The sequence below is a fragment of the Streptomyces sp. FXJ1.172 genome (assembly GCF_001636945.3).
Classification (GTDB): Bacteria; Actinomycetota; Actinomycetes; order Streptomycetales; family Streptomycetaceae; genus Streptomyces.
In genome coordinates this window covers 7102501-7127357 of sequence record NZ_CP119133.2, presented here as the reverse complement: position 1 = coordinate 7127357, position 24857 = coordinate 7102501, and the positions used below count along the sequence as shown (strand labels likewise).

Here is a 24857-nt window from a genome sequence, read left to right as displayed (position 1 = left end):
GCCCCGGACGGGTGGCTCAGGAGGTGAAGGGGCGCGCCGGCCAGGGGGCGTCGGCCGGGCGCAGGGCGTCGAGACCGTCACCGCCGCGGGCGGCGACCAGCGAGAGCACGCCGACGACCAGGCAGTTGTTGTGCACGTCGCCGGCCAGGACGCGGCGCACGAGCTCCTCGACCGGCACGCGCGCGTGCTCCATGTCGGTCTCCTCGTGCTCCGCCGCGAAGCGCTCGCCCTCGGCCTCGGACAGCTGGCGCGCGAGGAAGATCCGTACGGCCTCGTCGCAGCCCCCGGGCGTGGTGTAGACGTCGGTCAGCACCCGCCAGTCCTCGGCCTTGACGTGCGCCTCCTCGTACAGCTCGCGTTGGGCCGCGTGCAGCGGGTTCTCGCCGGGGACGTCGAGCAGACCGGCCGGGATCTCCCACAGCTTGTGCCGCACGGGGTGGCGGTACTGGTTGATCAGCAGGACCTGGTCCTCCTCGTCCAGGGCGAGGACGGCGACCGAGCCGGGGTGGACCTGGTAGTCGCGACGGACCACCGAGCCGTCGGGCATGACCACGTCGTCCGTGCGCACAGAGGTCTTGTTGCCCACGAAGGGGGTGTCCGTGGCCCGGATCTCCCACTCCTGCGGGGTGTCCTTGATCGTCATGCCCTGTCCTTCCACACATGCGCAAGCGGCCGGGGCGCAGGCGTGTCGCACACCCGCGCCCCGGCCACCGTACAGCTCTTGTGTTACTTCGCGATCTTCCGCGCGCCCTCTTCCAGCTGACGCTCGACAGCCGCCTTCACCAGGCCCGCGAAGAGCGGGTGCGGGCGGGTCGGGCGGGAGCGCAGCTCCGGGTGCGCCTGCGTGGCGACCAGGTACGGGTGCGCGTCGCGGGGGTACTCGACGTACTCGACGAGCTTGCCGTCGGGCGACGTCCCGGAGAACAGGATGCCGGCCTTCTTCTCCAGCTCCGCGCGGTAGGCGTTGTTGACCTCGTAGCGGTGGCGGTGGCGCTCCTCGACGTACTCCTTGCCGTCGTACACCTCGCGCACGATCGAGCCCTCGGCGAGCTTGGCCGGGTACATGCCGAGGCGCATGGTGCCGCCCATGTCGCCCTCGCCGGCCACGATGTCCATCTGCTCGGCCATGGTGGAGATGACCGGGTGGGCGGTCGCCGGGTCGAACTCGGTGGAGTTGGCGTCCGGGATGTCGGCCAGGTTCCGCGCGGCCTCGATCACGATGCACTGCAGGCCGAGGCAGAGGCCGAGCAGCGGGATCTTGTTCTCACGGGCGTACTTGATCGCGCCGACCTTGCCGAGCACACCGCGGTCACCGAAGCCGCCCGGGATGCAGATGCCGTCGACGTCGCCGAGCTGGGCCTTGGCGCCGGCCGGGGTCTTGCAGTCGTCGGAGGTGACCCACTTGATCTTCACGCGGGCGCGGTTGGCGAAGCCGCCGGCGCGCAGCGCCTCGGTGACCGACAGGTAGGCGTCGGGCAGGTCGATGTACTTGCCGACCAGTGCGAGGGTGATCTCGTGGTCGGGGTTGTGGACGCGGTCCAGCAGGTCGTCCCAGGTCGTCCAGTCGACGTCACGGAACGGCAGGTCCAGCTTGCGGACGACATAGGCGTCCAGGCCCTCGCCGTGCACGGTCTTCGGGATGTCGTAGATCGAGCGGGCGTCGGGGCAGGCCACGACGGCGGCCTCGTCGACGTCGCACATCAGCGAGATCTTGCGCTTGATGGCGGTCGGGACCTCGCGGTCGCAGCGCAGCACGATGGCGTCGGGCTGGATGCCGATGTTGCGCAGCGCGGCGACGGAGTGCTGGGTCGGCTTGGTCTTCAGCTCGCCCGAGGGGCCGATGTACGGCAGCAGGGAGATGTGGACGACGAAGACGTTGTCCCGGCCGACCTCGTGGCGGACCTGGCGGACGGTCTCCAGGAACGGCAGCGACTCGATGTCGCCGACCGTGCCGCCGACCTCGGTGATGACGACGTCCACCTCGTCGGTGGCCATACGCCGGATGCGGTGCTTGATCTCGTTGGTGATGTGCGGGATGACCTGCACGGTGTCGCCCAGGTACTCGCCGCGCCGCTCCTTGGCGATCACGGTCGAGTACACCTGTCCTGTAGTGACATTGGCGGTGCCGTCCAAGTCACGGTCGAGGAAGCGCTCGTAGTGTCCGATGTCGAGGTCGGTCTCGGCACCGTCGTTGGTGACGAAGACCTCACCGTGCTGGAAGGGGTTCATCGTGCCCGGATCGACGTTCAGATACGGATCCAGCTTCTGCATCACGACGCGCAGGCCACGGGCCTTGAGCAGCATGCCCAGGCTGGAGGCGGTGAGGCCCTTGCCGAGCGAGGAGGCGACACCCCCGGTGACGAAGATGTGCTTGGTCGTCGTGGATTTCGGCGGCATGGCCAAGAGGGGGCTCCCGTGGTCGCTGTCTGTCGTGCGGTGCGGCTGCCGGCCCGGACACTGCTGTACTGCCGGGCGGGGCGCCGTCGCTGCGGTTCGGGGGACCCTTCTTGATTCTTCGACGCTGCTGGTCAAGGGGGCCCACCGGTCCACGGGCTACCAGGGTATCAGCGCGTGGGCCCGATGGCGGACGGCCACGCTCCGCACCTGGCCGGGCACAGGGCGGTGTACTGGCACAACCACAGATACGCGCCGGTCACATGGTCATCACCCGCTGCTCACTCGTTCGGCCCACACGGGTTGCCCGGAGCGGCACGCAGATCATCTACGTGCGTCGTATCCTGCTCGGACATTCGCTGCCGAGCCAGGCCGGAAACGACGGCACACCCCCGCCGATAGACCCCCGGAACAACGAGAGCGCGGCAGTTCGTTGAGCATGGACTGTCGTTTTGCCTCAGGGCTCGGCGGGCTACTTTGCTTCACCGCTCAACGACGCACAACAACGACCCCTTGACCGCATCAGCGACAGCCCCCCTGCGCGGGGGTGACGTGGCCGTTCGACTGGAGTTGCACGTGGCCGGGCGCATCGAAGACTACGCACTCATCGGAGACATGCAGACCGCGGCACTGGTCTGCCGGGACGGCACGGTGGACTGGCTGTGCCTGCCCCGCTTCGACTCGCATGCCATCTTCGCCGGCCTGCTGGGCACCGAGGAGCACGGCTTCTGGCGGCTCGGCCCGGCGCACGCGGCCGACGCGAAGCCGCCGGCGGCCTCCCGGCGCAGCTACCGCGGGGACTCGCTGGTCCTGGAGTCGGAGTGGGACACCCCGCGCGGCACGGTGCGCGTGACGGACTTCATGCCGCCGCGTGACGGCGCGCCGCAGCTGATCCGGATCGTGGAGGGCGTCACCGGCCGGGTGCCGATGCGCTCGGCCCTGCGGATGCGGTTCTCCTACGGCCGGGTGGTGCCCTGGGTGCACAGGAACGAGGGCCGTACGGTGGCGGTCGCCGGTCCGGACTCGGTCTGGTTCGACACCGAGGCCGAGACCTACGGGAAGTCACTGACGACGTACGCGGACTTCACGGTCGCCCCGGGTGACCGGATCGCGTTCACCATCTCGTGGCAGCCCTCGCACAAGGAGCCGCCGCCGCTGCCGGAGCCGGAGGCCTCGCTGGAGGCGACGGAGGAGTTCTGGCGCGAGTGGGTGGAGCACTGTACGTACCACGGGCCCTACCGCGAAGCGGTGATCCGCTCGCTGATCACCCTCAAGGCGCTGACGTACGCCCCCACGGGCGGCATCGTCGCGGCCCCGACGACCTCTCTGCCCGAGGACATCGGCGGGGTGCGCAACTGGGACTACCGCTACACCTGGCTGCGCGACGCGGCGATCACCCTGTCGTCGCTGCTGCGCACCGGCTACCGCGAGGAGGCCCGCGCCTGGCGCGAGTGGCTGCTGCGCGCGGTGGCGGGCGACCCGGAGAACCTGCAGATCATGTACGGCATCGCCGGCGAGCGCGAGCTGGGCGAGGCCGAGCTGGACTGGCTGCCGGGCTACGAGGCCTCGGCCCCGGTCCGGGTCGGCAACGGCGCCGCGCACCAGCTCCAGCTGGACGTGTACGGCGAGGTCACCGAGGCCCTGCACCTGGCGCACATGACGGGCCTGGCCCGCAACGACTACGCCTCCCTGCTCCAGCTCAAGCTGATCCGCTACCTCGAGGACCACTGGCAGGAGCCGGACGAGGGCATCTGGGAGGTGCGCGGGCCGCGCCGGCACTTCGTGCACTCCAAGGTGATGGCCTGGGTCGCGGTGGACCGCACCATCAAGCTGATCGAGTCCGGGGACGCGGACGGCCCGCTGGAGCGCTGGAAGGAACTGCGCGACGACATCCACCGGGACGTGTGCGAGAAGGGCTACGACAAGGAGCGCAACACCTTCACGCAGTCCTACGGCTCCCAGGAGCTGGACGCCTCGCTGCTCTTGATCCCGCAGATGGGTTTCCTGCCGCCGGACGACAAGCGGGTGATCGGCACGATCGAGGCGATCCAGCGCGAGCTGTCCACCCCGGACGGGTTCATCCTGCGCTACCCGACCGAGGGCTCCCACGCGGGCGTCGACGGCCTGCCCGGTGACGAGGGCGCCTTCCTGGCCTGCTCGTTCTGGATGGCGGACGACCTCGCGATGATCGGCCGGGTCGACGAGGCGCGCAAGCTGTTCGAGAAGCTCCTCGCGCTGCGCAACGACCTCGGTCTGCTCGCCGAGGAGTGGGACCCGCGTCTGCAACGCCAGGTCGGCAACTTCCCGCAGGCCTTCAGCCACGTTCCGCTGATCGACACGGCCCTGCGGCTGACGGCTTCGGGCGCGTACGGCGGCTGAGCGCTCGGCCCGGGGGCGGGGAGTCGGCCGTCCCCGGGTCCGTTGCGGCCGGTCGCATAGTTCCCCGCGCCCCGTCGAGGGGCTCACACCTAGGCTGGGAGCACGCACGCACACCCCTCTTCCGGAAGGGGCGGCCATGGCTTCCCCCTCGAAGGCGCGCACGGCTCTCGCCGCGCTGCGCGAGGACCTATCCGGCGAGGTGTTCGCCCCGGGGGATCCGGACTACGACGAGGCCCGGACCGTCTTCAACGCCATGATCGACCGGCGCCCGGCCGTGATCGCCCAGTGCTCGGACGTGACCGATGTCGTCCGGGCGGTGCGCTTCGGGCGGGAGCTGGACCTGAACATCGCGGTGCGTGGCGGCGGGCACAGCGTGGCCGGGTCGGCACTCGGCGACGGCGCGCTGGTGGTGGACCTGCGCCGGATGCACCAGGTCACGGTCGACCCGGCGGACGAGGCGGTCCGGATCGAGGGCGGGGCCACGATGAGCCACCTGGACCGGGCCACCCAGCCGTACGGTCTCGCGACGACCGGCGGACGGGCCTCGACCACCGGTGTCGGCGGCTTCGTCCTCGGCGGCGGCACCGGCTGGCTGGACCGCGCCTTCGGACTCGCCGTCGACAACCTCATCGCGGTGGAGCTGGTGACCGCCGACGCCGAGCGGGTGCACGCGAACGCCGACGAGAACCCCGAGCTGTTCTGGGCACTGCACGGCGGCGGCGGCAACTTCGGCATCGCCACCGCGCTCACCCTGGAACTGCACGAACTGCCGGAGTTCTGCGTCGCGTTGCTGCTGTGCCGGCCCGAGTACGGCCCGCGGGTGGTCCGCACCTTCCGCGAGGTCCTTCGCACCGGCCCCGACGAGGCGGGCGGCGTGGTGATGTACCTCACCGGCCCGCCGTGGGACTTCGTACCGCCGGAGCTGGTCGGCAGGCTGCTGTGCGCGATGCTGCTGACCTACGCGGGCGGCGAGGAGAACCTGCCCAAGCTCGCCGGGCCGCTGCTGGCGCTGCCGCACGAGGTGCAGGTCGTGGGCCCGATGCCGTACCCCGAGGTGCAGTGCATGCTCGACCAGCCGCCGGGGCTGCGGAACCACTGGTCGGCGGAGTACCTGAGCGCCCTGCCGGACGAGGCGGTGGACGTCTTCTGCGCCCGGGCGGACAGCATGCCGGTACCGACCGGCAACCAGCAGATGCTGTTCCCCCAGGGCGGGGCTGTCGCGGCCGGTCCGCACGCGTACCCGGTGCCGTACCGGGACGCGCCCTGGGCGGTGCACCCGTTCGGCATCTGGCAGGACCCGGCCGACGACGAGCGGTGCGTCGCCTGGGTACGGGCGGTCCGCTCGGACGTACGGCCCTGGAGCACCGGGGACGTCTACCTCAACTTCATCGGCGACGAGGGCCCCGAGCGGGTCCGGGCGGGACTGGGCGCCGGCAACACCCTGCGCCTGGAGAAGGTCAAACGGCGCTGGGACCCCGACAACGTCTTCCGCTTCGGCCACAACGTCAAACCGGTGTAGCCCGCGGATGTGCGCAGAGATGTTCTCCGGGATGTTCTCCGGGCGTTCCCGCAGGTAGCGTCCGCTGCATGGACAGCCGTACGGACAGCCGATTCGACACCCAGGGCGCCGGGATCACCGTTCAGCGGGCCCTTGAGCTGCCGGGCCTGCGCAGCGGACTGCCGGAGATCCTGGCGGGTGCCGACCGGCTGGGACGGACGGTGCGCTGGGTGCACGCGGGCGAGGTGCCGAACATCGCCTCGCTGCTCAAGGGCGGCGAACTGCTGCTGACCACGGGCTACGGCCTCGGCACCCGCCCGGCCGAGCAGCGGGCGTTCGTACGCACCCTCGCCGAGCGCGGGATCGCCGCCCTGGTGGTGGAGCTGGGCCCGCGGTTCACCAGGCTGCCGGCCGCTCTGGTCGACACCGCGCGCGCCGCCGGGCTGCCACTGGTCCAGCTGCACCGCGAGGTGCCGTTCGTGACGGTGACCGAGGAGGTCCACACCGAGATCGTCAACGGCCACTACGCGCTGCTCCAGCGCGCCGAGGAGGTGCACCGGCGCTGCACCGAGGCCCTGCTGGGCGGCGGCGGGGTGCCGCAGGTGCTGGGCATCCTGGCCGGCTTCAGCGGCAACCCGGTGTTCCTGGAGACACCCGACGGCCGGCTGCTGTACGCCGCCGGGGAGGGGCCTGAGGGCGCCGATCCGCTCCAGGTGTGGGAGGGGCTGCGCGACCCGCACAAGGACGCGCCGCCGCCCGCCGGTTCGGTGCTCGTGGACGTGCCCGGCGGCGGCCCCGGTACGGCGGGCTCGGTGCGCGCCCGGCTCGCCCTGCTGCCGGTCCGCTCGCCGCTGGCCCCCGTGCACCGGATCGCCGCGGAGCGGGCCGCGGGAATCCTGGCCGTGGTGCTGATGCAGGCCCGGCAGGAGGAGGAACTGGCGGCCCGCGGGCGCGGTGACTTCCTCACCGATCTCGCCGAGGGCCGCATCTCGGCGGAGGACGCCCCGGCACAGGCCCGCGTGCTCGGCTTCAAGCCCGGCGACAGCCCGCTGCTGCCCGTGGTGATGCGGATCGGCGACTCCCTTTCCCCGGGCGGGGGCTGGGCGGTGCTGGCGCGGGCGGTCTCCGAGGAACTGGCTTCGGTCGGGGTGCCGGTGCTGCTGGGCGTGCGGCCCGTGGAGGGCCGGGTGCCGGTGCTGCTCGGGCTGCGCGCGGAGGCGGAGCGGGCGGCGGTCGCCGACCGGGTGGCGGCGGCCCTCAGAGCGGGCGTGGAGCGGGCCGGGATGCGCCGGCCGGGCTCGCCGCCGCCGGTCGTGGTCGTCGGCGTGGCGGGCGGCTGGGCGGCCGCGTCGGCCGGGCTGCGGCACGCGGCGGAGACCGCGACGGCGGCCCAGGGCCTCACGGACCGCCCCTGGTACGACGCCCGCCGCCTGGATATCGACCTGCTGCTGTGGCGGCTGCGCGACCACCCCGACCTCGCCGCCTTCGTGGACCGCGCGATCGGCCCGCTGCGCGATCACGACCATCGCTCCCGGCCGCCGCTGCTGCCGACCCTGGAGACCTATCTGGCGCACGCGGGCCGCAAGGCGGAGACGGCCCGCGAACTGCATCTGAACCGGCAGACCCTGTACAACCGCCTCGCCCGCATCGGCGAGTTGCTGGGCACCGACCTCGACGACCCGCAGGCGGTACTGGCGTTGAGCCTGGCGCTCAGGGCCCGCCGCCACGTGCCCTAGGCGAGGGGCCGGGGCTGGGTCAACTCGTCGTAGACGCTGAGCACTTGGGCGACCGTCTCGTCCTCGGTCGGCCAGCTGGCGGCCTGCCGCACCCCCGACTCGCGCAGCTCCTGGCAGCGTTCGGGGTCCGCAAGGAGCCGTACGACGGTGTCCGCGAGCGCCTCGGGATCGCCGTACGGGACGAGTTCGGCCGCGTCGCCGACGAGGTCGGGGATGCCGCCGACCCGGGTCGCGACGAGCGGCACGCGCGCGTACAGCGCCTCCTGGGCGAGGACGGAACGCGACTCCCAACTGCTGGTGAGCAGCGCCAGATCGGCGGCGGCGAGCAGCTCGGGCACGTCCTCGCGGCGCCCGATGAGCCGCACCGGCAGCTCCTCGTCCTCGATCCGCCGCATCAGGTGCGGGCGCTGCGTCCCCTCCCCCGCGATCACGACCAGCGGGACGGGGTCCAGCTCCCGCCAGGCGCGGGCGGCGTCGAGCAGGACGTCGTAGCCGCGGTGCCGGTCGAGGGAGCCGACCGCGATGAGCAACGGGCCCGAACCCGCGCCGAGTTCGGCCCGGACCTTGGCGCGCCGCCGGTCGGGGTCGTCCTGGTCGACGGGCGTGCGCTGTCCCGGCAGGCCGACGGCGGCCAGCCGGGCGTCCCGCGCCCCGGTCCGCCGGGCCCGCTCCACCAGGTCGGAGCTGGTGCCGAGGACCACGGCGGCGGTGCGCACCACCCGGCGCTCCAGCAGCCGCAGCAGATGCGCCCGCGGGCCCTCCGCACGGGCCCGGTCGTGCCAGGTCACCACCAGCGGGGTGGGCCGGCCGCTGAGCGCGAGCACGGTGCGGAAGGAGGCGTGCAGCCCGTGCGCGTGCACCAGGTCGGCGTGGGCGCAGGCCGCCCGGAGCGCGGCGACGGAGACGGGGTCGCTGCTGCGCGGCACGTGCACGTGCTCGGCGCCGGTGCCGCTGAAGTCGTAGAAGCGGTCGGCCTCGACGGGGGCGCACACCGTCACCCGCACGCCCCGCGCCACGAGCCCCTCGGCCAGGGAGCGCACATGCGCGCTGCTGCCGGCGTGGCCTCCGCCCAGCACCTGCACGGTGCGCAGCGGCGACTGGCCGTGCGGCGCGTTGCTGCTCAGGGGGCTCACGGGGCCGGGGCTCCTGGTTCGACGTGGGCGGTCACGAGGCAACGTACAGAAGGTAGCGGGCGCAAGGGGGCGGAAGGACATACCCCGCGTGCCTCCCCCGCGGACCGATCCGGTCCGCCGACCGCCCGCGTTCCCCGCCAAGCATGCCAGGATGTGCGGTCGTTCCGGGAAACCCGGGCGGGCGCACTGTCCGGTGGGCCGGGGCAATGCGCCGGAGCACGTCACCCACACGGGTGAGGACAGCCCCCGGCGCGCACCCATCCCGTACGACGCGTCCGACGAGGTCAGACGGTCACAGCGAACGCGCCCACGCCGTCACCCGGTCACCGTACACGGCGGCGGTGACGACGGCGACGGCGTGCGCGAGCAACCCCGCGCGCCGGTTGCCCGCCGCGATGGCCGCCCCCAGCGCGGCACCGAGGGCATGCGCCCCCGTGTCCCCGATCATGACGCGCTCGCCCAGATCCTCCCGCAGCACGGCCGCCGCGCCGCCCGTCGCGGCGGCGGCCAGCTCACCGGACCGCCCCTTGCGCAGCAGCCCCGGCGCCCCGAGCGCCAGCACGGCACCGAGCGCCCGCCCCGGCCGTACGTCGACCAGGTTGACGAAGTGCGCGGTCCCCGCGATCACGATCCCGGCGAGGACCTTGTCCAGCGGCCGCTCCTTCAGCAGCGCGCCCGCGACGAGTCCGGCCGCGGAGATCCCGGCCAACTTGACGGTGCCGCTCGTGACTTCACCGTCGCGCAGCGCACCGAGATGCGCCCGCAGGCCCCGCCGGTGATCGCCCGCGACATCGTCGTACGCCCCGCAGGCCCCGGCGGCCAGCACGGCGAGCCCGGCGCCGGGGTGCACCCGCGCGGCGGCGACCGCCGTGCCGAGCGCCGAGGCCGGCGCCGCGTACAGCCCGACGCTCCGCCCGGCGTGGTTCTTCCTCTCCCACCGCGCCGCTCCCCCTGGCGGGTTGGCGCGCACGATCGCGTAGCCGACCCGGGTGAGCGCGGCGGACAGCAGGAAGGAACGGGACTTTCGGTTGCCGGTCATCCTAAGTCCCGCTAGAGATCCGCCCGGGCCGTCGCCAGCAGTTCCTCGGCGTGCGCGCGGGCCGTCTCGGAGTCCTCCTGGCCGGCCAGCATCCGGGACAGCTCCCGGACGCGTTCCTCGCCCTCCAGCACCTTCACCCCGGACCGGGTGACGGAGCCGTCGTTGGTCTTCTCGACCAGCAGCTGCCGGTCGGCGAAGGCGGCGACCTGGGGCAGGTGGGTGACCACGACGACCTGCGCGGTCCTGGCGAGCTTCGCGAGGCGCCGCCCGATCTCCACCGCGGCCTTGCCGCCGACACCGGCGTCGACCTCGTCGAAGAGGTACGTCGGCACGGGGTCGGTGCCCGCGAAGACGACCTCGACGGCCAGCATCACGCGGGACAGCTCACCGCCGGAGGCGCCCTTGGCGATGGGCCGCGGCGGAGCACCGGGGTGCGGGGCGAGCAGCAGTTCGACCTCGTCCGCGCCGGACGGCCCGTAGGCGACCGTCCGCCCGCCGACCTCGACGCCCTCCGGGTCCTCGGTCTGCCTGATGTCGAAGGACACGCGCGCGTGGGGCATCGCCAGCGAGGCCAGCTCGGCGGTCACGGCGGCGGCGAACCGCTCGGCGGCCTCCGTCCGCGCGTCCGTCAACGCCTGCGCCAGACCGCCCAGTCCGGTCCGCAGGGCGTCGCGCTCGGCGGTCAGCTCCTCGATCCGCTCGTCGTCGCCGTCCAGCTCGGTGAGCCGGGCGGCACTCTGCTCGGCCCACGCCAGCACGGCATTGACGTCGTCGCCGTACTTGCGCGTGAGGGCGGTCAGGGCCGCCCTGCGCTCCTCCACGGCCGCAAGACGCAGCGGATCGGCGTCGAGGTCGTCGGCGTACCCCGCCAGCTCGCCGGCCACATCGCCGAGCAGGATCCCGATCTCGCCGATCCTTTCGGCGAGGGAGGCCAGCGCCGGATCGTGCGAACGCACGGCCTCCAGCGCCCGGTGGGCGCCCGCGACGAGGGCCTGGGCGTCGATCCCCTCGGGGTCCTCGGGGTTGCCCGCCAGAGCGGCGTGCGCGGCCGTCGCGGCGGCCGACAGGGCCTCGGCGTGCCCCAGCCGCTCCGCCTCCTCGGCCAGCTCGGCGTCCTCCCCGGCCCGCGGCTCGGTCCCGGCGATCTCGTCGAGGCCGTACCGCAGCATGTCGGCTTCCTGCGCCCGCTCACGCGCGCGCGTGGTGATCTCCTCCAGCTCGGCGGAGACGGCCCGCAGCCGCCGGTAGGCCTCGGCGTACTTCGCCAGCGGTACGGCGACGGCGTCGCCCGCGTACCGGTCCAGGGCCTGCCGCTGCCGGGACAGCTTCAGCAGTCCCTGCTGGTCGGTCTGCCCGTGCACGGCCACCAGGTCGTCGGCCAGCTCGGCGAGCAGCCCGACGGGCACACTGCGCCCGCCCACGTGCGCGCGCGAGCGTCCCTCGGCGGAAACGGTACGGCTGATCAGGAGCGCCCCGTCGTCCAGCTCGGCACCGGCCTCCTCCGCGCGTACGACGACGGGCGCGCCCGCGGGGACGGTGATCCGTCCCTCCACGACCGCCTTCCCGGCCCCGATCCGCACGAGCGCCGGATCCGCCCGCCCGCCGAGCAGCAGCCCCAGGCTGGTGACCACCATGGTCTTGCCCGCACCCGTCTCACCGGTGACCGCGGTGAACCCCGGCGACAGCTCGACGACGGCATCGTCGATGACCCCGAGCGACCGTATCCGCATCTCCTCCAACACGGAACAGACCATACGAGGTCCGGGGCGGGGAGTGCACACAGGCCGCCCTTCTCACTCCGTCGAGTGGTGCGGCGCCCCCCGCCACCCCGTGGTCGGCAACGCGAACTTCGCGACCAACCGGTCCGTGAACGACGAATGGTGCAACCGGGCCAGCCGCACCGGCACCGCCCCCCGCCGCACCTCCACCCGTGCCCCGGGCGGCAGCTCCACGGTCCGCCGCCCGTCGCACCACAGCACACCCGGCGGAATATGGGGCAGAACCTCCACCGCGAGCACCGAATCCGGCGAGGTCACCAGCGGCTTGGCGAACAGCGCGTGCGCGCTGATCGGCACCATCAGCAGCGCCTCCACCTCGGGCCACACCACCGGTCCGCCGGCGGAGAAGGCGTACGCGGTGGACCCGGTCGGGGTCGACAGCACGACACCGTCACACCCGAACCCCGTCACCGGCCGCCCGTCGATCTCCAGCACGACCTCGAGCAGCTTCTCGGCGCCGGCCTTCTGCACGGCCGCCTCGTTCAGCGCCCAGTCGGTGTGCACGATGTCCCCGTTGCGGTGCACGACGACGTCGACGGTCATCCGCTCCTCGACCTCGTACGACCGCGCCACCACCCGGTCGACCACCCGGTCGAGGTCGTCCCGCTCGGCCTCAGCGAGGAATCCGACGCGTCCGAGATTGACGCCGAGCATCGGCACCCCGGACGCCCGGGCGAACTCGGCCCCCCGCAGCAGCGTGCCGTCGCCGCCGAGGACGATCAGCAGCTCGCATCCGTCGAGGCACTGCGGAGTCGCCTCCTTGACCAGCTCCACCTCTTCGGGGAGCGGGAGGTCGCGCGCCTCCTCCTCCAGCACCCGCACCCCGATGTCATGCCGCAGCAAGCCCTTGACGACGAGTTCCGCACTGCGGATCGCCGCGGGCCGCCCGGTGTGGGCGAGCAGGAAAACAGTACGCGCCAGGTTCTGTGTCAACGCGGCCCCTCCGCCACTGCACGGTCGACGTCGGCCGGGTCCACCTCGGGTGCCCCCGCCCGCAGCCAGAGAAAGTACTCGACGTTCCCCGAGGGCCCGGGCAGCGGGCTCGCGGTGACACCCTGCACCCCGAGCCCCAGCTCCCAGGCCTTCTCGGCCACTGCCCGCACGGCCTCCGCCCGCAGCTGCGGACTCCGTACGACACCCCCGCTGCCGAGCCGCTCCTTCCCCACCTCGAACTGCGGCTTGACCATCATCACCAGGTCGGCGTCCGGCTTCACGCACCGCTTGAGGGCCGGCAGCACCAGCCCGAGCGGGATGAAGGACAGATCGCCCACGACAAGATCCACAGGTTCCCCATCGATCGTATCGAGCGTCAACTCCCTGACGTTCGTACGGTCCTTGACGGTGACGCGTTCATCGTTTCGCAGAGACCAGGCGAGCTGTCCGTATCCGACGTCGACGGCGACGACGTGGGCGGCGCCGGCGCGCAGCAGGACGTCGGTGAAGCCGCCGGTGGACGCGCCGGCGTCCAGCGCGCGCCGGCCCTCGACCGCGAGCCCCAGCGGGACGAAGGCCTCGAGCGCGCCCGCGAGCTTGTGGCCGCCCCGGGAGACGTAGTCGGGGTCACTGTCGTCGGCCCGCACGACGATCGCCGCGGCCGTCTCCACCTGGGTGGCCGGCTTGGTCGCCACGGTCTTGCCGACGGTGACCCGCCCGGCGGCGATCAGCTGGCCGGCGTGCTCGCGCGAGCGCGCGAGCTTCCGGCGGACCAGCTCCGCGTCCAGACGACGGCGTGCGACTCCTGCCACGTTCGGTTCAGCTCCTGCTTTGTCTGTTGTTGTCTACGACCGTGGGGGCGCCGGAGGTCCCGGGCGGGCGTCGAGCGCGGTGAGCGCGTCGCGCAGCCCCCGATGCACATCCTCGTACACCTCGACATGTCCGTCGGTGGCGAGGTGGTCGGTGTCGGCGAGCCGGTCGAGCTGGGCGTCGACCTCGGCGTTGCCGGTGGGGGTGCGCGGGACGTTCAACGGGGCGGGCGCGGCAGGGTCGTACTCGGGTTCGGCCTCGACGGCCGCCTCGGCCCCGGTGACGGTGTCGGCCTCGGACACGGACTCGCTCATGCCCCGACGCTACCCCGAACCGCTGGGGTACCGTCGGGGGCGATGGCCACGATCGAGGAGTGCCGCGCCGCACTGGGAAAGCTTTCGGACAACATGCAGGGCGCCGAGGGCGACGTCCGGGCGGCCGCCGCCCTGGACCGCTCGGTGAGCTGCCACATCACCGACCTGGACGTCACCTTCGTGGGCCGGATGACCGGCGGCCGGATCGAGGTGGACGACACCCACACCGGTCCGCCACGGGAGAAGGCGCAGATCAGGCTCGCCATGGCGGGGGACGACCTGGTGACCCTGGTGGGCGGCGAGCTGAACTTCGCGACCGCCTGGGGCACGGGCCGGGTGAAGCTGGAGGCGAGCCTGCTGGACCTGTTCCGGCTCAGGAAGCTGCTGTGATCCGCCTCCGGCTCAGGAAGCTGCCGTGATCCGCTCCGCCCGTGCCCCGCGCGCGGCCGGCACCACCAGCGGGGTCCCGGTCTCGGGGTCGTCGATGACCTGACAGCGCAGCCCGAACACCTTCTCCACCAGCTCGGCCGTGACGATGTCGTTCGGGGCGCCCTCGGCGATGACCTCGCCGCCACGCAGCGCGATGAGGTGAGTGGCGTAGCGGGCGGCGTGGTTGAGGTCGTGCAGCACCGCCACCAGCGTCCGCCCCTGCTCCTCGTGCAGCTCGGCGCACAGGTCGAGGACGTCGATCTGGTGCTGGATGTCGAGGTAGGTGGTCGGCTCGTCCAGGAGCAGCAGCGGGGTCTGCTGGGCCAGCGCCATGGCGATCCACACCCGCTGGCGCTGCCCGCCGGACAGCTCGTCGACGTACCGGTCGGCCAGTTCGGCGACCCCGGTCCGCCGCATGGACTCCTGGACGACCCGCTCGTCCTCGGCCGACCACTGGCGCAGCAGGCCCTGGTGCGGGTAGCGGCCCCGGCCGACGAGGTCGGCGACCGTGATGCCGTCGGGCGCGATGGACGACTGCGGCAGCAGGCCGAGGGTCCGGGCCACCTTCTTCGCGGGCATCGACTGGATGACCTGCCCGTCGAGCAGCACCCGGCCCGCGCTCGGCCTGAGCATCCGCGACAGCGCCCGCAGCAGCGTCGACTTGCCGCACGCGTTCGGGCCGACGATCACCGTGAAGGAGTTGTCGGGAATCTCCACCGACAACTGCTCGGCGATGACGCGCTGGTCGTAGGCGAGGGTGACGTTCTCGGCGGACAGGCGGTTCACAGTGCTCCTCTTGCTGAGTGACTCGGGGACGGCGCTCATATCCGGCCCGCCCTGCGCTCGGTGACCAGCAGCCACAGCAGATAGCCGCCGCCGAGCACGCCGGTGACCACTCCGACGGGCAACTGGTCGGCGCCGAAGGCACGCTGCGAGGCCCAGTCGGCGGCGACCAGCAGGGCGGCGCCCATGCAGAGCGAGGGCACGAGGTTCGGCCCCGGCGAGCGCGTCAGGCGGCGGGCGAGCTGCGGCGCGGTCAGCGCGACGAAGCTGACGGGTCCGGCGGCGGCCGTGGCGGCGGCGGTGAGCAGTACGGCGCAGACCATCAGCACCAGCCGGACACGCTGCACCCGCACCCCGAGGGCGTTCGCGACGTCGTCGCCCATCTCCATCATCCTGAGGCCGCGCGCGTTGACGAGGACCAGCGGGACGAGGACGGCGCACAGGCCGAGCAGCGGCCAGACCTGGTCCCAGTCGCGGCCGCCCAGGGAGCCGGTCATCCACACGACGGCGCGGGCGGCGTCGACCAGGTCGGCCTTGGTGAGCAGATAGCCGTTGACCGCGGTGGCGATCGCGGAGACACCGATACCGACCAGGACGAGCCGGTATCCGTGCACCCCCTGCTTCCAGGCGAGCGCGTAGATGGCGAGCCCGGTCGCCAGGCCGCCGATCAGCGCGCCGACGGTGACCTGCGTGCTGCTGCCGGACAGCAGCACGATGACGATCAGGGCACCGGCCGTCGAACCCTGCGACAGGCCGAGGACGTCCGGGCTGCCGAGCGGGTTGCGGGACACGGACTGGAACAGGGCGCCGCCGAGGCCGAGCGAGGCGCCGACCAGCAGGCCGACGAGGACGCGCGGCAGCCGCAGCTCGCGCACGATGAAGTCCTGGTACGCGTTGCCGTCGCCGGCGAGGGTCCTGAGCACGTCGGCCGCGGGGATCTTCGCGTCCCCGGTGCCGATCAGCGCGACGCCGGCCGCGCAGGCGGCGGCCAGCAGCAGGACGACGACGGTCAGGGCCCGCAGGTCCAGGCGCAGGGAGAGGCCGCCCGGCGTGCGTACGGCCCGGTTCATGGATCGGGTCTTCACAGCTGGGCCGTCCTCCGCCGTCGTACGAGAAAGATGAAGACCGGGCCGCCGATGATCGCGGTGACGATGCCGACCTGGAGTTCCGAGGGGCGGGCCACGACCCGGCCGATGACGTCGGCGCCGAGCAGCAGCACGGGCGACAGGACCGTGGCGTACGGCAGGATCCAGCGCAGGTCGGGGCCGGTGAAGGAGCGCACGACGTGCGGCACCATCAGGCCGACGAACACGATCGGGCCGCAGGCGGCGGTCGCGGCACCGCACAGCACGGTGGCGGCCAGCATGGCGAGGGCGCGGGTGCGGCCCAGGTTGGCACCGAGGGCGCGGGCGGTGTCGTCGCCCATCGCCACGGCGTTCAGCGGCCGGGCCAGTGCGAGTGCCAGGAGCATGCCGGCCGCGAGGAACGGCAGCACCTGCAGGACGGTCGCATCGGTGGCCGAGGCCAGCGAACCCACCGTCCAGAAGCGCATCTTGCCCAGAGCCGCGTCGTCCATGATCATCACGGCCTGGAGATAGCCGTAGAGGGCCGCGCTGATGGCCGTACCGGCGAGCGCGAGCCGGACCGGCGTGGCACCCCGGCCGCCACCGAGGAACCAGACCAGGGCACCGACCGCCGCGGCCCCGAGGAAGGCGAACCACACATAGCCGGTCAGGCTGGTGACGCCGAAACAGGTGACGGCCGTGACGACGGCGGCGGAGGCACCCGCGTTGATCCCGAGCAGCCCGGGATCGGCCAGCGGATTGCGGGTGAGCGCCTGGAGAACGGCGCCGGACAGCCCGAGCGCGGCACCGGACAGCAGACCGAGCCAGGTGCGCGCGAGCCGCTCGTCCACGACGACGTCGCCGTACGCCCCCGTGTCATGGAACAGGCCGTGCCAGACCTGGTCCGGCGACAGCGCTTTCGCCCCGATCGCGATGCTCGCCAAGGCGACGAGCAGCAAGGCCGCGACGGAGAGCAGGAGCCCAAGGGCCCTTACCGCCTGTCGAGTTGGGGGCGCGGGCGCGGTCTCCGCGCGCTGTTCCTGAGGACTGTCGACCAACACGAAGTTAGGTTAGCCTACCCTCGCTATCAATCTCGATCCCCGGGTGCACTCCGCCCCGGGGACCGCTCGGTCTCCGGGACCGCCCGTCACAGTCCGAGGCGCGCCAGTGCCTTGCCTCCGTCCAGCTCGCAGGAGCCCTGTCCGGCCGCCGTCCAGGCCGCCGCGCACAGCGCCCGCAGCCCGTCCAGCGCCTCGCCGTCACCCTCCAGCTCCAGCCGGTCCGCCCCGGCCGTCGCCGTCCACCCGCCGCAGCCAAAGCCGTCGCCCTCCGCCGTGACCTCCGGCTGCCCGGTGAGCAACCCGCGCAGATCCGCGTCGACATACGTCGGCCGGTGCTGCGGCGGCGCCGCGAGCAGCTGGGCGCCGTCCGTGACCCCGGTCAGCACCAGCAGCGAGTCGACCCCGCCGTTGAACGCACCCTCGATGTCCGTGTCCAGCCGGTCCCCGACGACCAGCGGCCGCTCGGCGCCGGTGCGGATGATCGTCTCCTTGTGCATGGGCGGCAGCGGCTTGCCCGCCACCTGGGGCTCCTTGCCCGTCGCGATCCGTACGACCTCCACGGCCGCCCCGTTGCCCGGTGCGATCCCACGCCCGCTCGGAATCGTCAGGTCCGTGTTGGACGCGAACCACGGCACCCCGCGCGCCACCGCGTACGACGCCTCCGCGAAGCGACCCCACGTCAGATCGGGCCCGCCGAAGCCCTGGACGACAGCCGCCGGATCGTCGTCCGCCGACTCCACCGGCTCGAGCCCCCGCTCGCGCAGCGCCACCCGCAGCCCCTCACCGCCGATCACCAGCACCCGCGCCCCGGCCGGCACCTGCTCACTGATCAGCCGCGCCACGGCCTGCGCGGAAGTGATGACGTCCGCGGCGCCCGTCGGTATGCCCAGCTCCGTCAGATGCGCGGCCACGGTGTCCGGGGTGCGCAGGGCGTTGTTCGTGACGTACGCCAGGTGCATCCCGCCCGAGCGCGCCACCGCCAGCGAGTCGACCGCGTGCGCGATCGCGTTCCCGCCCGCGTACACCACCCCGTCCAGGTCGAGCAGCGCCGTGTCGTACGCCTCGTTCAGGGGCTGCCCAGTGCCCTCGGGCCTCGTCCTGACCGCCTGGCTCATTCCACATCGCTCCTCGTTCGATGGCCTTTCCCCCGATCATCCCGCATACCACTGACACACGTACGATGCCGGGATGAACACTGCAGGTCACTCGGAAGCAACGGTGCGCCGAGGCCTGGAACTCACGCCGTTCCGAGGCCTTCGCTACGACCCCGATCGGGTCGGCAGCCTCGCCGCCGTCACCTCCCCGCCGTACGACGTCGTCGTACGCCCCGACGGGGTGCACCACCTCCAGTCCGCCGACCCGCACAACATCGTCCGGCTGATCCTGCCCGAGGCCGGCACCCCGAGCGCCCGCACCGAGCAGGCGGCCGGCACCCTGCGCCGCTGGCTGGCCGAGGGCATCCTCACCGCGGACCCGGAGCCCGGCCTGTACGTCTACGAGCAGCGGGACGGCGACGGCCTGCTGCAGCGCGGTGTGATCGGCGCGCTGCGGGTCTCGGAGCCGTCGGAGGGCGTGGTGCTGCCGCACGAGGACGTCATGCCGCCGGTGGTCGCCGACCGCGCGGCCCTGATGCGCGCCACGCGCACGAACCTGGAACCGCTGCTGCTGACCTACCGCGGCGACGGAGGGACCGCCGAGGTCGTCGAGCGCACGGCGGAGAAACCCCCGCTGCTCTCCACGACCACCGAGGACGGCTTCCACCACCGTCTCTGGTCGGTCACCGACCCGGACGACCTGGACCGCATCCGGACGGACCTCGCCCAGCACCAGGCCCTGATCGCCGACGGCCACCACCGCTGGGCCACCTACCGGCTGCTCCGCGCGGAACAGTCCGCCCCGAGCCCCTGGGACTACGGCCTGGTCCTGCTCGTCGACACCGCCCGCTACCCGCTGCGCGTCCGCGCCATCCACCGCCTGCTGCACGGCCTGCCGGTGGCGGACGCGCTGGCCGCGGTGGAGGGCCTGTTCCGGGTACGGCGCCTCGAGGTGCCCCTCGCCGAGGCCCTGGAGGTGCTCGCGGACGCGACCTGCACGGGCAACGCCTTCCTGCTGGCCGGCGACGGCGCCTTCCACCTGCTCGACCACCCCGACCCCGACCTGCTGGCCCGGACGATCCCGGCCGACCGCCCGGCCGCCTGGCGCTCCCTGGACGCCACCGTCCTGCACGCCGCGCTCCTCGACCATGTCTGGCACATCCCCGAGGACTCCCCCGCCCACATCGCCTACATCCACGACACGGCCGCGACGGTCGCCAAGGCGGAACGCGACGGCGGTACGGCCGTCCTGATGCACCCGGTCCGCGAGGAGGTCGTACGCGACCTGGCCCGCCAGGGAGTCACCATGCCCCGCAAGTCGACGTCGTTCGGCCCGAAACCGGCGTCGGGGCTGGTGCTGCGAGCGCTGGAGATCTGAGCCGACGGCACGCGAAAGAGGGCACACGAAAGAGGGCAGGCTCCCAGGGAGCCTGCCCTCTTCTCAGTGACGGACGTCAGTCCTTCGTCTCGGTGACGGACGTCAGTCCTGGTCGCCGTCCTGGTCGACGTCCTGGTCGCCGTCCTCGGCGTCTTCCTCGGAGGCCTTGGCGGCCTCGCCGTCCCCGGCAGCCTCGGTCTCGCTCGTGTCGAGGGCGTCGACGAACTCCACACCGTCCAGCTCGGCGAGCCGGTCCGAGGCGTCCGTGCTGCCGTCCCGGTCGGCCTCGACGGCCTTGGCGAACCACTCCCGTGCCTCGCCGTCCCGGCCGGCTGCCAGCAGGGCGTCGGCGTAGGCGTAGCGCAGGCGGGCGGTCCACGGCTGGACCGCGTTGGAGGCCAGCTCGGGGCTCTGCAGGGTCACGATGGCCGCGTCCAGCTGGCCCATGTCACGCCGGGCTCCGGCCGCGACGAGCCGCATCTCGACCTGACCGGCCTTGTCGAGCTTGTGCACCTCCGGGGCACCGGCCATGTCCAGCGCCTTCTCCGGCCGGCCGAGCCCACGCTCACAGTCGGCCATCACTGGCCACAGCTCCACGCTGCCGCTCATCCGGCGCGCGGCCCGGAACTCGGCGAGGGCCTCGCTGTACTTCTGGTTGGCGTACGCGGCGAACCCGGCGGCCTCCCGTACGGCGGCCACGCGGGACGCCAGGCGCAGGGCCACCTTGGAGTAGCCGTAGGCACCCTCGGGGTCCTCGTCGATGAGCCGGGCGACCATCACCAGGTTCTTGGCGACATCCTCCGCGAGCGTCTTGGGCAGGCTCTGCAGCTCCTGCCGGACGTCCTTGTCGATCTCGTCGCCGGTGACGTCCTCCGGGATCGGCAGCCGCTTGATCGGCTCGCGGTCCCGGTCGCGCTCGTCGCGGAAGCGGCCACCACCACGGCGGTCGTCCCGACGGTCGTCGCGCCTGTCGTCACGGCGGAAGCCACCGGCACGGCCACCGCGGTCGTCACGGCGGGGCCCACGGCCACCGCGGTCGTCACGGCCCCGGAACCCACCGCGCTCGCCACCACGCTCACCGCGGTTGTCGTCGCGCCGGCCGTAGCCGCCCCGGTCGTCACGGCGGTCGCCGCGGTTGTCGTCGCGCCGGCCGTAGCCGCCCCGGTCGTCACGGCGGTCGTCACGGCGGTCGTCGCGCCGGTCGTAGCCACGGCGGTCGTCGTCACGGCGGAACGCCGGACGGTCACCCCCGCGGTCGTCACGCCGGAAACCACGGTCGTCACGACGGTCGTCACGACGCGGCCCACGGTCACGGTCGTCCCGCTGGAACGCCGGACGAGAACCCCGGTCCCCCTCACGACGATCGTCCCTACGACCACCGAACCCACCACGGTCACCACGATCACCACGATCACCGAAACCACCACGACGGTCATCACGCCGGTCATCACGGCGATCGTCACGGCGGAAGCCACCGCGGTCGCGATCGCCGTGGTAGCCACCGCGCTCGCCGCGGTTGTCGTCGCGCCGACCGTAGCCGCCCCGGTCGTCACGGCGGTCGTCGCGCCGGTCGTAGCCACGGCGGTCGTCGTCACGGCGGTCGTCGCGCCGGTCGTAGCCACGGCGGTCGTCGTCACGGCGGAACGCCGGACGGTCACCCCCGCGGTCGTCACGCCGGAAACCACGGTCGTCACGGCGGTCGTCACGACGCGGCCCACGGTCACGGTCGTCCCGCTGGAACGCCGGACGAGAACCCCGGTCCCCCTCACGACGATCGTCCCTACGACCACCGAACCCACCACGGTCACCACGGTCGCCGAAACCACCACGGCGATCATCACGGCGATCATCACGGCGGTCGTCACGGCGGTCGTCACGGCGGAAGCCGCCCTGGTTGTCATCGCGCCGGCCATAGCCACCGCGGTCGTTGGCGCGACGGTCGCTGTCCCGACGGTCTCCGCGGTAGCCACCACGGTCGCCCCGGTCACCACTGTCCCGTCGCCGCTGGTCGCGCTCCGGTCGGTCGTCGGGAGAGTTGGTGGACATGGTGACTCCTGTCTTCGGTACCGCAAGCATTGTAAAAACAAAAGGACCCCTGGTCCCAGCTGAACGCTGGGACCAGGGGTCCTCCAAAGATTGTTCGGCGGCGTCCTACTCTCCCACAGGGTCCCCCCTGCAGTACCATCGGCGCTGTGAGGCTTAGCTTCCGGGTTCGGAATGTAACCGGGCGTTTCCCTCACGCTATGACCACCGAAACCCTAATGGTTTCGAGCGAACAAGCACACTCTTCTGTTGTGTGTTCTGCTCTAAGCCGGCAACGGTCGTTGCCTCAGAACTAACACAGTGGACGCGAGCAACTGAGGACAAGCCCTCGGCCTATTAGTACCGGTCACCTCCACCAGTTACCTGGCTTCCAGATCCGGCCTATCAACCCAGTCGTCTACTGGGAGCCTTACCCCATCAAGTGGGTGGGAGTCCTCATCTCGAAGCAGGCTTCCCGCTTAGATGCTTTCAGCGGTTATCCCTCCCGAACGTAGCCAACCAGCCATGCCCTTGGCAGAACAACTGGCACACCAGAGGTTCGTCCGTCCCGGTCCTCTCGTACTAGGGACAGCCCTTCTCAAGACTCCTACGCGCACAGCGGATAGGGACCGAACTGTCTCACGACGTTCTAAACCCAGCTCGCGTACCGCTTTAATGGGCGAACAGCCCAACCCTTGGGACCGACTCCAGCCCCAGGATGCGACGAGCCGACATCGAGGTGCCAAACCATCCCGTCGATATGGACTCTTGGGAAGATCAGCCTGTTATCCCCGGGGTACCTTTTATCCGTTGAGCGACGGCGCTTCCACAAGCCACCGCCGGATCACTAGTCCCGACTTTCGTCCCTGCTCGACCCGTCGGTCTCACAGTCAAGCTCCCTTGTGCACTTACACTCAACACCTGATTGCCAACCAGGCTGAGGGAACCTTTGGGCGCCTCCGTTACCCTTTAGGAGGCAACCGCCCCAGTTAAACTACCCATCAGACACTGTCCCTGATCCGGATCACGGACCCAGGTTAGACATCCAGCACGACCAGACTGGTATTTCAACGACGACTCCACAAACACTGGCGTGCCTGCTTCAAAGTCTCCCAGCTATCCTACACAAGCCGAACCGAACACCAATATCAAACTGTAGTAAAGGTCCGGGGTCTTTCCGTCCTGCTGCGCGAAACGAGCATCTTTACTCGTAGTGCAATTTCACCGGGCCTATGGTTGAGACAGTCGAGAAGTCGTTACGCCATTCGTGCAGGTCGGAACTTACCCGACAAGGAATTTCGCTACCTTAGGATGGTTATAGTTACCACCGCCGTTTACTGGCGCTTAAGTTCTCAGCTTCGCCCCACCGAAATGGAGCTAACCGGTCCCCTTAACGTTCCAGCACCGGGCAGGCGTCAGTCCGTATACATCGCCTTACGGCTTCGCACGGACCTGTGTTTTTAGTAAACAGTCGCTTCTCGCTGGTCTCTGCGGCCACCCCCAGCTCGAGGAGCAAGTCCCCTCACCAGGAATGGCCCCCCTTCTCCCGAAGTTACGGGGGCATTTTGCCGAGTTCCTTAACCATAGTTCACCCGAACGCCTCGGTATTCTCTACCTGACCACCTGAGTCGGTTTAGGGTACGGGCCGCCATGAAACTCGCTAGAGGCTTTTCTCGACAGCATAGGATCATCCACTTCACCACAATCGGCTCGGCATCAGGTCTCAGACTCATGCTGCCCGGATTTACCTAGACAGCGTCCTACACCCTTACCCCGGGACAACCACCGCCCGGGATGGACTACCTTCCTGCGTCACCCCATCACTCACCTACTAACCGCTTGGTCCGGCGGCTCCACCACTTTCCTTTCCCCGAAGGGTCCGGAACGGCTTCACGGCCTTAGCATCACGATGCTCGATGTTTGACGCTTCACAGCGGGTACCGGAATATCAACCGGTTATCCATCGACTACGCCTGTCGGCCTCGCCTTAGGTCCCGACTTACCCTGGGCAGATCAGCTTGACCCAGGAACCCTTAGTCAATCGGCGCACACGTTTCTCACGTGTGAATCGCTACTCATGCCTGCATTCTCACTCGTCAACCGTCCACGACTACCTTCCAGTGCCGCTTCACCCGGCAGACGACGCTCCCCTACCCATCCATACACCCGTTGGGGCTATATATATGAATGACACGACTTCGGCGGTACGCTTGAGCCCCGCTACATTGTCGGCGCGGAATCACTAGACCAGTGAGCTATTACGCACTCTTTCAAGGGTGGCTGCTTCTAAGCCAACCTCCTGGTTGTCTGTGCGACTCCACATCCTTTCCCACTTAGCGTACGCTTAGGGGCCTTAGTCGATGCTCTGGGCTGTTTCCCTCTCGACCATGGAGCTTATCCCCCACAGTCTCACTGCCGCGCTCTCACTTACCGGCATTCGGAGTTTGGCTAAGGTCAGTAACCCGGTAGGGCCCATCGCCTATCCAGTGCTCTACCTCCGGCAAGAAACACACGACGCTGCACCTAAATGCATTTCGGGGAGAACCAGCTATCACGGAGTTTGATTGGCCTTTCACCCTAACCACAGGTCATCCCCAGGTTTTCAACCCTGGTGGGTTCGGTCCTCCACGAAGTCTTACCTCCGCTTCAACCTGCCCATGGCTAGATCACTCCGCTTCGGGTCTTGAGCGTGCTACTAAAACGCCCTGTTCGGACTCGCTTTCGCTACGGCTTCCCCACCCGGGTTAACCTCGCAACACACCGCAAACTCGCAGGCTCATTCTTCAAAAGGCACGCAGTCACGAGATACAGCAAGCTGCATCCGACGCTCCCACGGCTTGTAGGCACACGGTTTCAGGTACTATTTCACTCCTCCCGGGGTACTTTTCACCATTCCCTCACGGTACTATCCGCTATCGGTCACCAGGGAATATTTAGGCTTAGCGGGTGGTCCCGCCAGATTCACACGGATTTCTCGGGCCCCGTGCTACTTGGGTATCTCTCAAACGAGCC

At 70.9% G+C, this 24857-nt stretch carries 18 protein-coding genes, 2 rRNA genes and 1 pseudogene (1 of these 21 running past the window's edge); 5 read left to right on the top strand and 16 right to left on the bottom strand.

Features of this window, described 5'->3' with window-relative positions; all coding sequences use genetic code 11:
- Positions 1–16: 16 nt before the first annotated feature.
- Positions 17–643: an NUDIX domain-containing protein gene (locus tag A6P39_RS32030; RefSeq protein WP_067052752.1), complete on the bottom strand. Its 627-nt coding sequence runs from the start codon at positions 641–643 to the stop codon at positions 17–19.
- Positions 644–726: 83 nt separating this feature from the next.
- Entirely contained in the window at positions 727–2397 is a 1671-nt protein-coding gene (locus tag A6P39_RS32025) for a CTP synthase (protein ID WP_067052750.1), read from the bottom strand.
- 573 nt (positions 2398–2970) lie between these two features.
- Here A6P39_RS32025 and A6P39_RS32020 point away from each other — a divergent pair.
- The 3 genes from A6P39_RS32020 (at position 2971) to A6P39_RS32010 (ending at position 8007) form a co-directional block, all read left to right on the top strand.
- Positions 2971–4773 carry a glycoside hydrolase family 15 protein gene (locus tag A6P39_RS32020; RefSeq protein ID WP_067052748.1) on the top strand — a complete coding sequence of 601 codons (1803 nt, stop codon included), beginning with the start codon at positions 2971–2973 and terminating at the stop codon, positions 4771–4773.
- Between the two features lie 136 nt (positions 4774–4909).
- Positions 4910–6292, top strand: a complete 1383-nt coding sequence (locus A6P39_RS32015; protein ID WP_067052745.1) for an FAD-binding oxidoreductase — start codon at positions 4910–4912, stop codon at positions 6290–6292.
- Between the two features lie 68 nt (positions 6293–6360).
- Positions 6361–8007 carry a PucR family transcriptional regulator gene (locus A6P39_RS32010; RefSeq protein ID WP_067052743.1) on the top strand — a complete coding sequence of 549 codons (1647 nt, stop codon included), beginning with the start codon at positions 6361–6363 and terminating at the stop codon, positions 8005–8007.
- Here A6P39_RS32010 and A6P39_RS32005 read toward each other — a convergent pair.
- From A6P39_RS32005 to A6P39_RS31980, 6 genes are all read right to left on the bottom strand, one after another.
- On the bottom strand, positions 8004–9140 hold the full coding sequence (locus A6P39_RS32005) for a glycosyltransferase family 4 protein (protein WP_067052741.1): 1137 nt from the start codon (positions 9138–9140) through the stop codon (positions 8004–8006). The two genes, A6P39_RS32010 and A6P39_RS32005, sit on opposite strands and share 4 nt — an antisense overlap.
- 292 nt (positions 9141–9432) lie before the next feature.
- Complete coding sequence (locus A6P39_RS32000; RefSeq protein WP_067052739.1) at positions 9433–10179, bottom strand: hypothetical protein; 747 nt, start codon at positions 10177–10179, stop codon at positions 9433–9435.
- Positions 10180–10190: 11 nt separating this feature from the next.
- Positions 10191–11933 carry a DNA repair protein RecN gene (recN, locus tag A6P39_RS31995; protein ID WP_199840951.1) on the bottom strand — a complete coding sequence of 581 codons (1743 nt, stop codon included), beginning with the start codon at positions 11931–11933 and terminating at the stop codon, positions 10191–10193.
- Between the two features lie 39 nt (positions 11934–11972).
- Positions 11973–12890: an NAD kinase gene (locus A6P39_RS31990; protein ID WP_067052737.1), complete on the bottom strand. Its 918-nt coding sequence runs from the start codon at positions 12888–12890 to the stop codon at positions 11973–11975.
- Positions 12887–13702: a TlyA family RNA methyltransferase gene (locus A6P39_RS31985; protein WP_067052735.1), complete on the bottom strand. Its 816-nt coding sequence runs from the start codon at positions 13700–13702 to the stop codon at positions 12887–12889. Before A6P39_RS31985 ends, A6P39_RS31990 begins: the two co-directional genes overlap by 4 nt.
- Positions 13703–13735: 33 nt before the next feature.
- Complete coding sequence (locus A6P39_RS31980; protein WP_067052733.1) at positions 13736–14014, bottom strand: hypothetical protein; 279 nt, start codon at positions 14012–14014, stop codon at positions 13736–13738.
- A 42-nt stretch (positions 14015–14056) separates the two neighbouring features.
- On the opposite strand from A6P39_RS31980, the gene A6P39_RS31975 reads away from it, so the two are divergent.
- Positions 14057–14404 carry an SCP2 sterol-binding domain-containing protein gene (locus A6P39_RS31975; RefSeq protein WP_067052731.1) on the top strand — a complete coding sequence of 116 codons (348 nt, stop codon included), beginning with the start codon at positions 14057–14059 and terminating at the stop codon, positions 14402–14404.
- 12 nt (positions 14405–14416) lie between these two features.
- On the opposite strand, the gene A6P39_RS31970 is transcribed toward A6P39_RS31975, so the two are convergent.
- From A6P39_RS31970 to A6P39_RS31955, 4 genes are all read right to left on the bottom strand, one after another.
- Positions 14417–15268 (bottom strand): ABC transporter ATP-binding protein, encoded by an 852-nt coding sequence (locus A6P39_RS31970; protein ID WP_199840950.1) that lies wholly within the window; start codon positions 15266–15268, stop codon positions 14417–14419.
- Positions 15265–16296 carry a FecCD family ABC transporter permease gene (locus A6P39_RS31965; RefSeq protein WP_107304474.1) on the bottom strand — a complete coding sequence of 344 codons (1032 nt, stop codon included), beginning with the start codon at positions 16294–16296 and terminating at the stop codon, positions 15265–15267. The genes A6P39_RS31970 and A6P39_RS31965 overlap by 4 nt, the downstream gene beginning before the upstream one ends.
- A gap of 11 nt (positions 16297–16307) precedes the next feature.
- Entirely contained in the window at positions 16308–17351 is a 1044-nt protein-coding gene (locus tag A6P39_RS31960; protein WP_067052726.1) for a FecCD family ABC transporter permease, read from the bottom strand.
- 86 nt (positions 17352–17437) lie between these two features.
- The gene (locus tag A6P39_RS31955; RefSeq protein WP_067052724.1) at positions 17438–18466 is read right to left on the bottom strand and encodes an HAD-IIA family hydrolase; all 1029 of its coding nucleotides are present in this window, start codon (positions 18464–18466) and stop codon (positions 17438–17440) included.
- 73 nt (positions 18467–18539) lie between these two features.
- Between A6P39_RS31955 and A6P39_RS31950 the strand changes: the two genes are divergently transcribed.
- Positions 18540–19823: a DUF1015 domain-containing protein gene (locus A6P39_RS31950; RefSeq protein ID WP_067052721.1), complete on the top strand. Its 1284-nt coding sequence runs from the start codon at positions 18540–18542 to the stop codon at positions 19821–19823.
- A gap of 102 nt (positions 19824–19925) precedes the next feature.
- Here the strand turns inward: A6P39_RS31950 and A6P39_RS31945 are convergent, their stop codons facing one another.
- From A6P39_RS31945 to A6P39_RS31935, 4 genes and pseudogenes are all read right to left on the bottom strand, one after another.
- On the bottom strand, positions 19926–20708 hold the full coding sequence (locus tag A6P39_RS31945) for a tetratricopeptide repeat protein (RefSeq protein WP_067052916.1): 783 nt from the start codon (positions 20706–20708) through the stop codon (positions 19926–19928).
- 300 nt (positions 20709–21008) lie between these two features.
- A pseudogene (locus A6P39_RS45595) lies at positions 21009–21899 on the bottom strand (tetratricopeptide repeat protein); the annotation flags it as partial.
- A 62-nt stretch (positions 21900–21961) separates the two neighbouring features.
- Positions 21962–22078 (bottom strand): 5S ribosomal RNA (rrf, locus tag A6P39_RS31940).
- A gap of 104 nt (positions 22079–22182) precedes the next feature.
- Positions 22183–24857, bottom strand: a 23S ribosomal RNA gene (locus A6P39_RS31935) (it continues 434 nt past the right edge of the window).

Coding starts and splice junctions, on each gene's coding strand:
- A6P39_RS32015 (WP_067052745.1), top strand. CDS start 4,910: ATGGCTTCCCCCTCGAAGGCGCGCACGGCTCTCGCCGCGCTGCGCGAG.
- A6P39_RS31975 (WP_067052731.1), top strand. CDS start 14,057: ATGGCCACGATCGAGGAGTGCCGCGCCGCACTGGGAAAGCTTTCGGAC.
- A6P39_RS32030 (WP_067052752.1), bottom strand. CDS start 643: ATGACGATCAAGGACACCCCGCAGGAGTGGGAGATCCGGGCCACGGAC.
- A6P39_RS31955 (WP_067052724.1), bottom strand. CDS start 18,466: ATGAGCCAGGCGGTCAGGACGAGGCCCGAGGGCACTGGGCAGCCCCTG.
- A6P39_RS31970 (WP_199840950.1), bottom strand. CDS start 15,268: ATGAGCGCCGTCCCCGAGTCACTCAGCAAGAGGAGCACTGTGAACCGC.
- A6P39_RS32025 (WP_067052750.1), bottom strand. CDS start 2,397: ATGCCGCCGAAATCCACGACGACCAAGCACATCTTCGTCACCGGGGGT.
- A6P39_RS31965 (WP_107304474.1), bottom strand. CDS start 16,296: ATGAACCGGGCCGTACGCACGCCGGGCGGCCTCTCCCTGCGCCTGGAC.
- A6P39_RS31950 (WP_067052721.1), top strand. CDS start 18,540: ATGAACACTGCAGGTCACTCGGAAGCAACGGTGCGCCGAGGCCTGGAA.
- A6P39_RS32000 (WP_067052739.1), bottom strand. CDS start 10,179: ATGACCGGCAACCGAAAGTCCCGTTCCTTCCTGCTGTCCGCCGCGCTC.
- A6P39_RS31980 (WP_067052733.1), bottom strand. CDS start 14,014: ATGAGCGAGTCCGTGTCCGAGGCCGACACCGTCACCGGGGCCGAGGCG.
- recN (WP_199840951.1), bottom strand. CDS start 11,933: ATGGTCTGTTCCGTGTTGGAGGAGATGCGGATACGGTCGCTCGGGGTC.
- A6P39_RS32010 (WP_067052743.1), top strand. CDS start 6,361: ATGGACAGCCGTACGGACAGCCGATTCGACACCCAGGGCGCCGGGATC.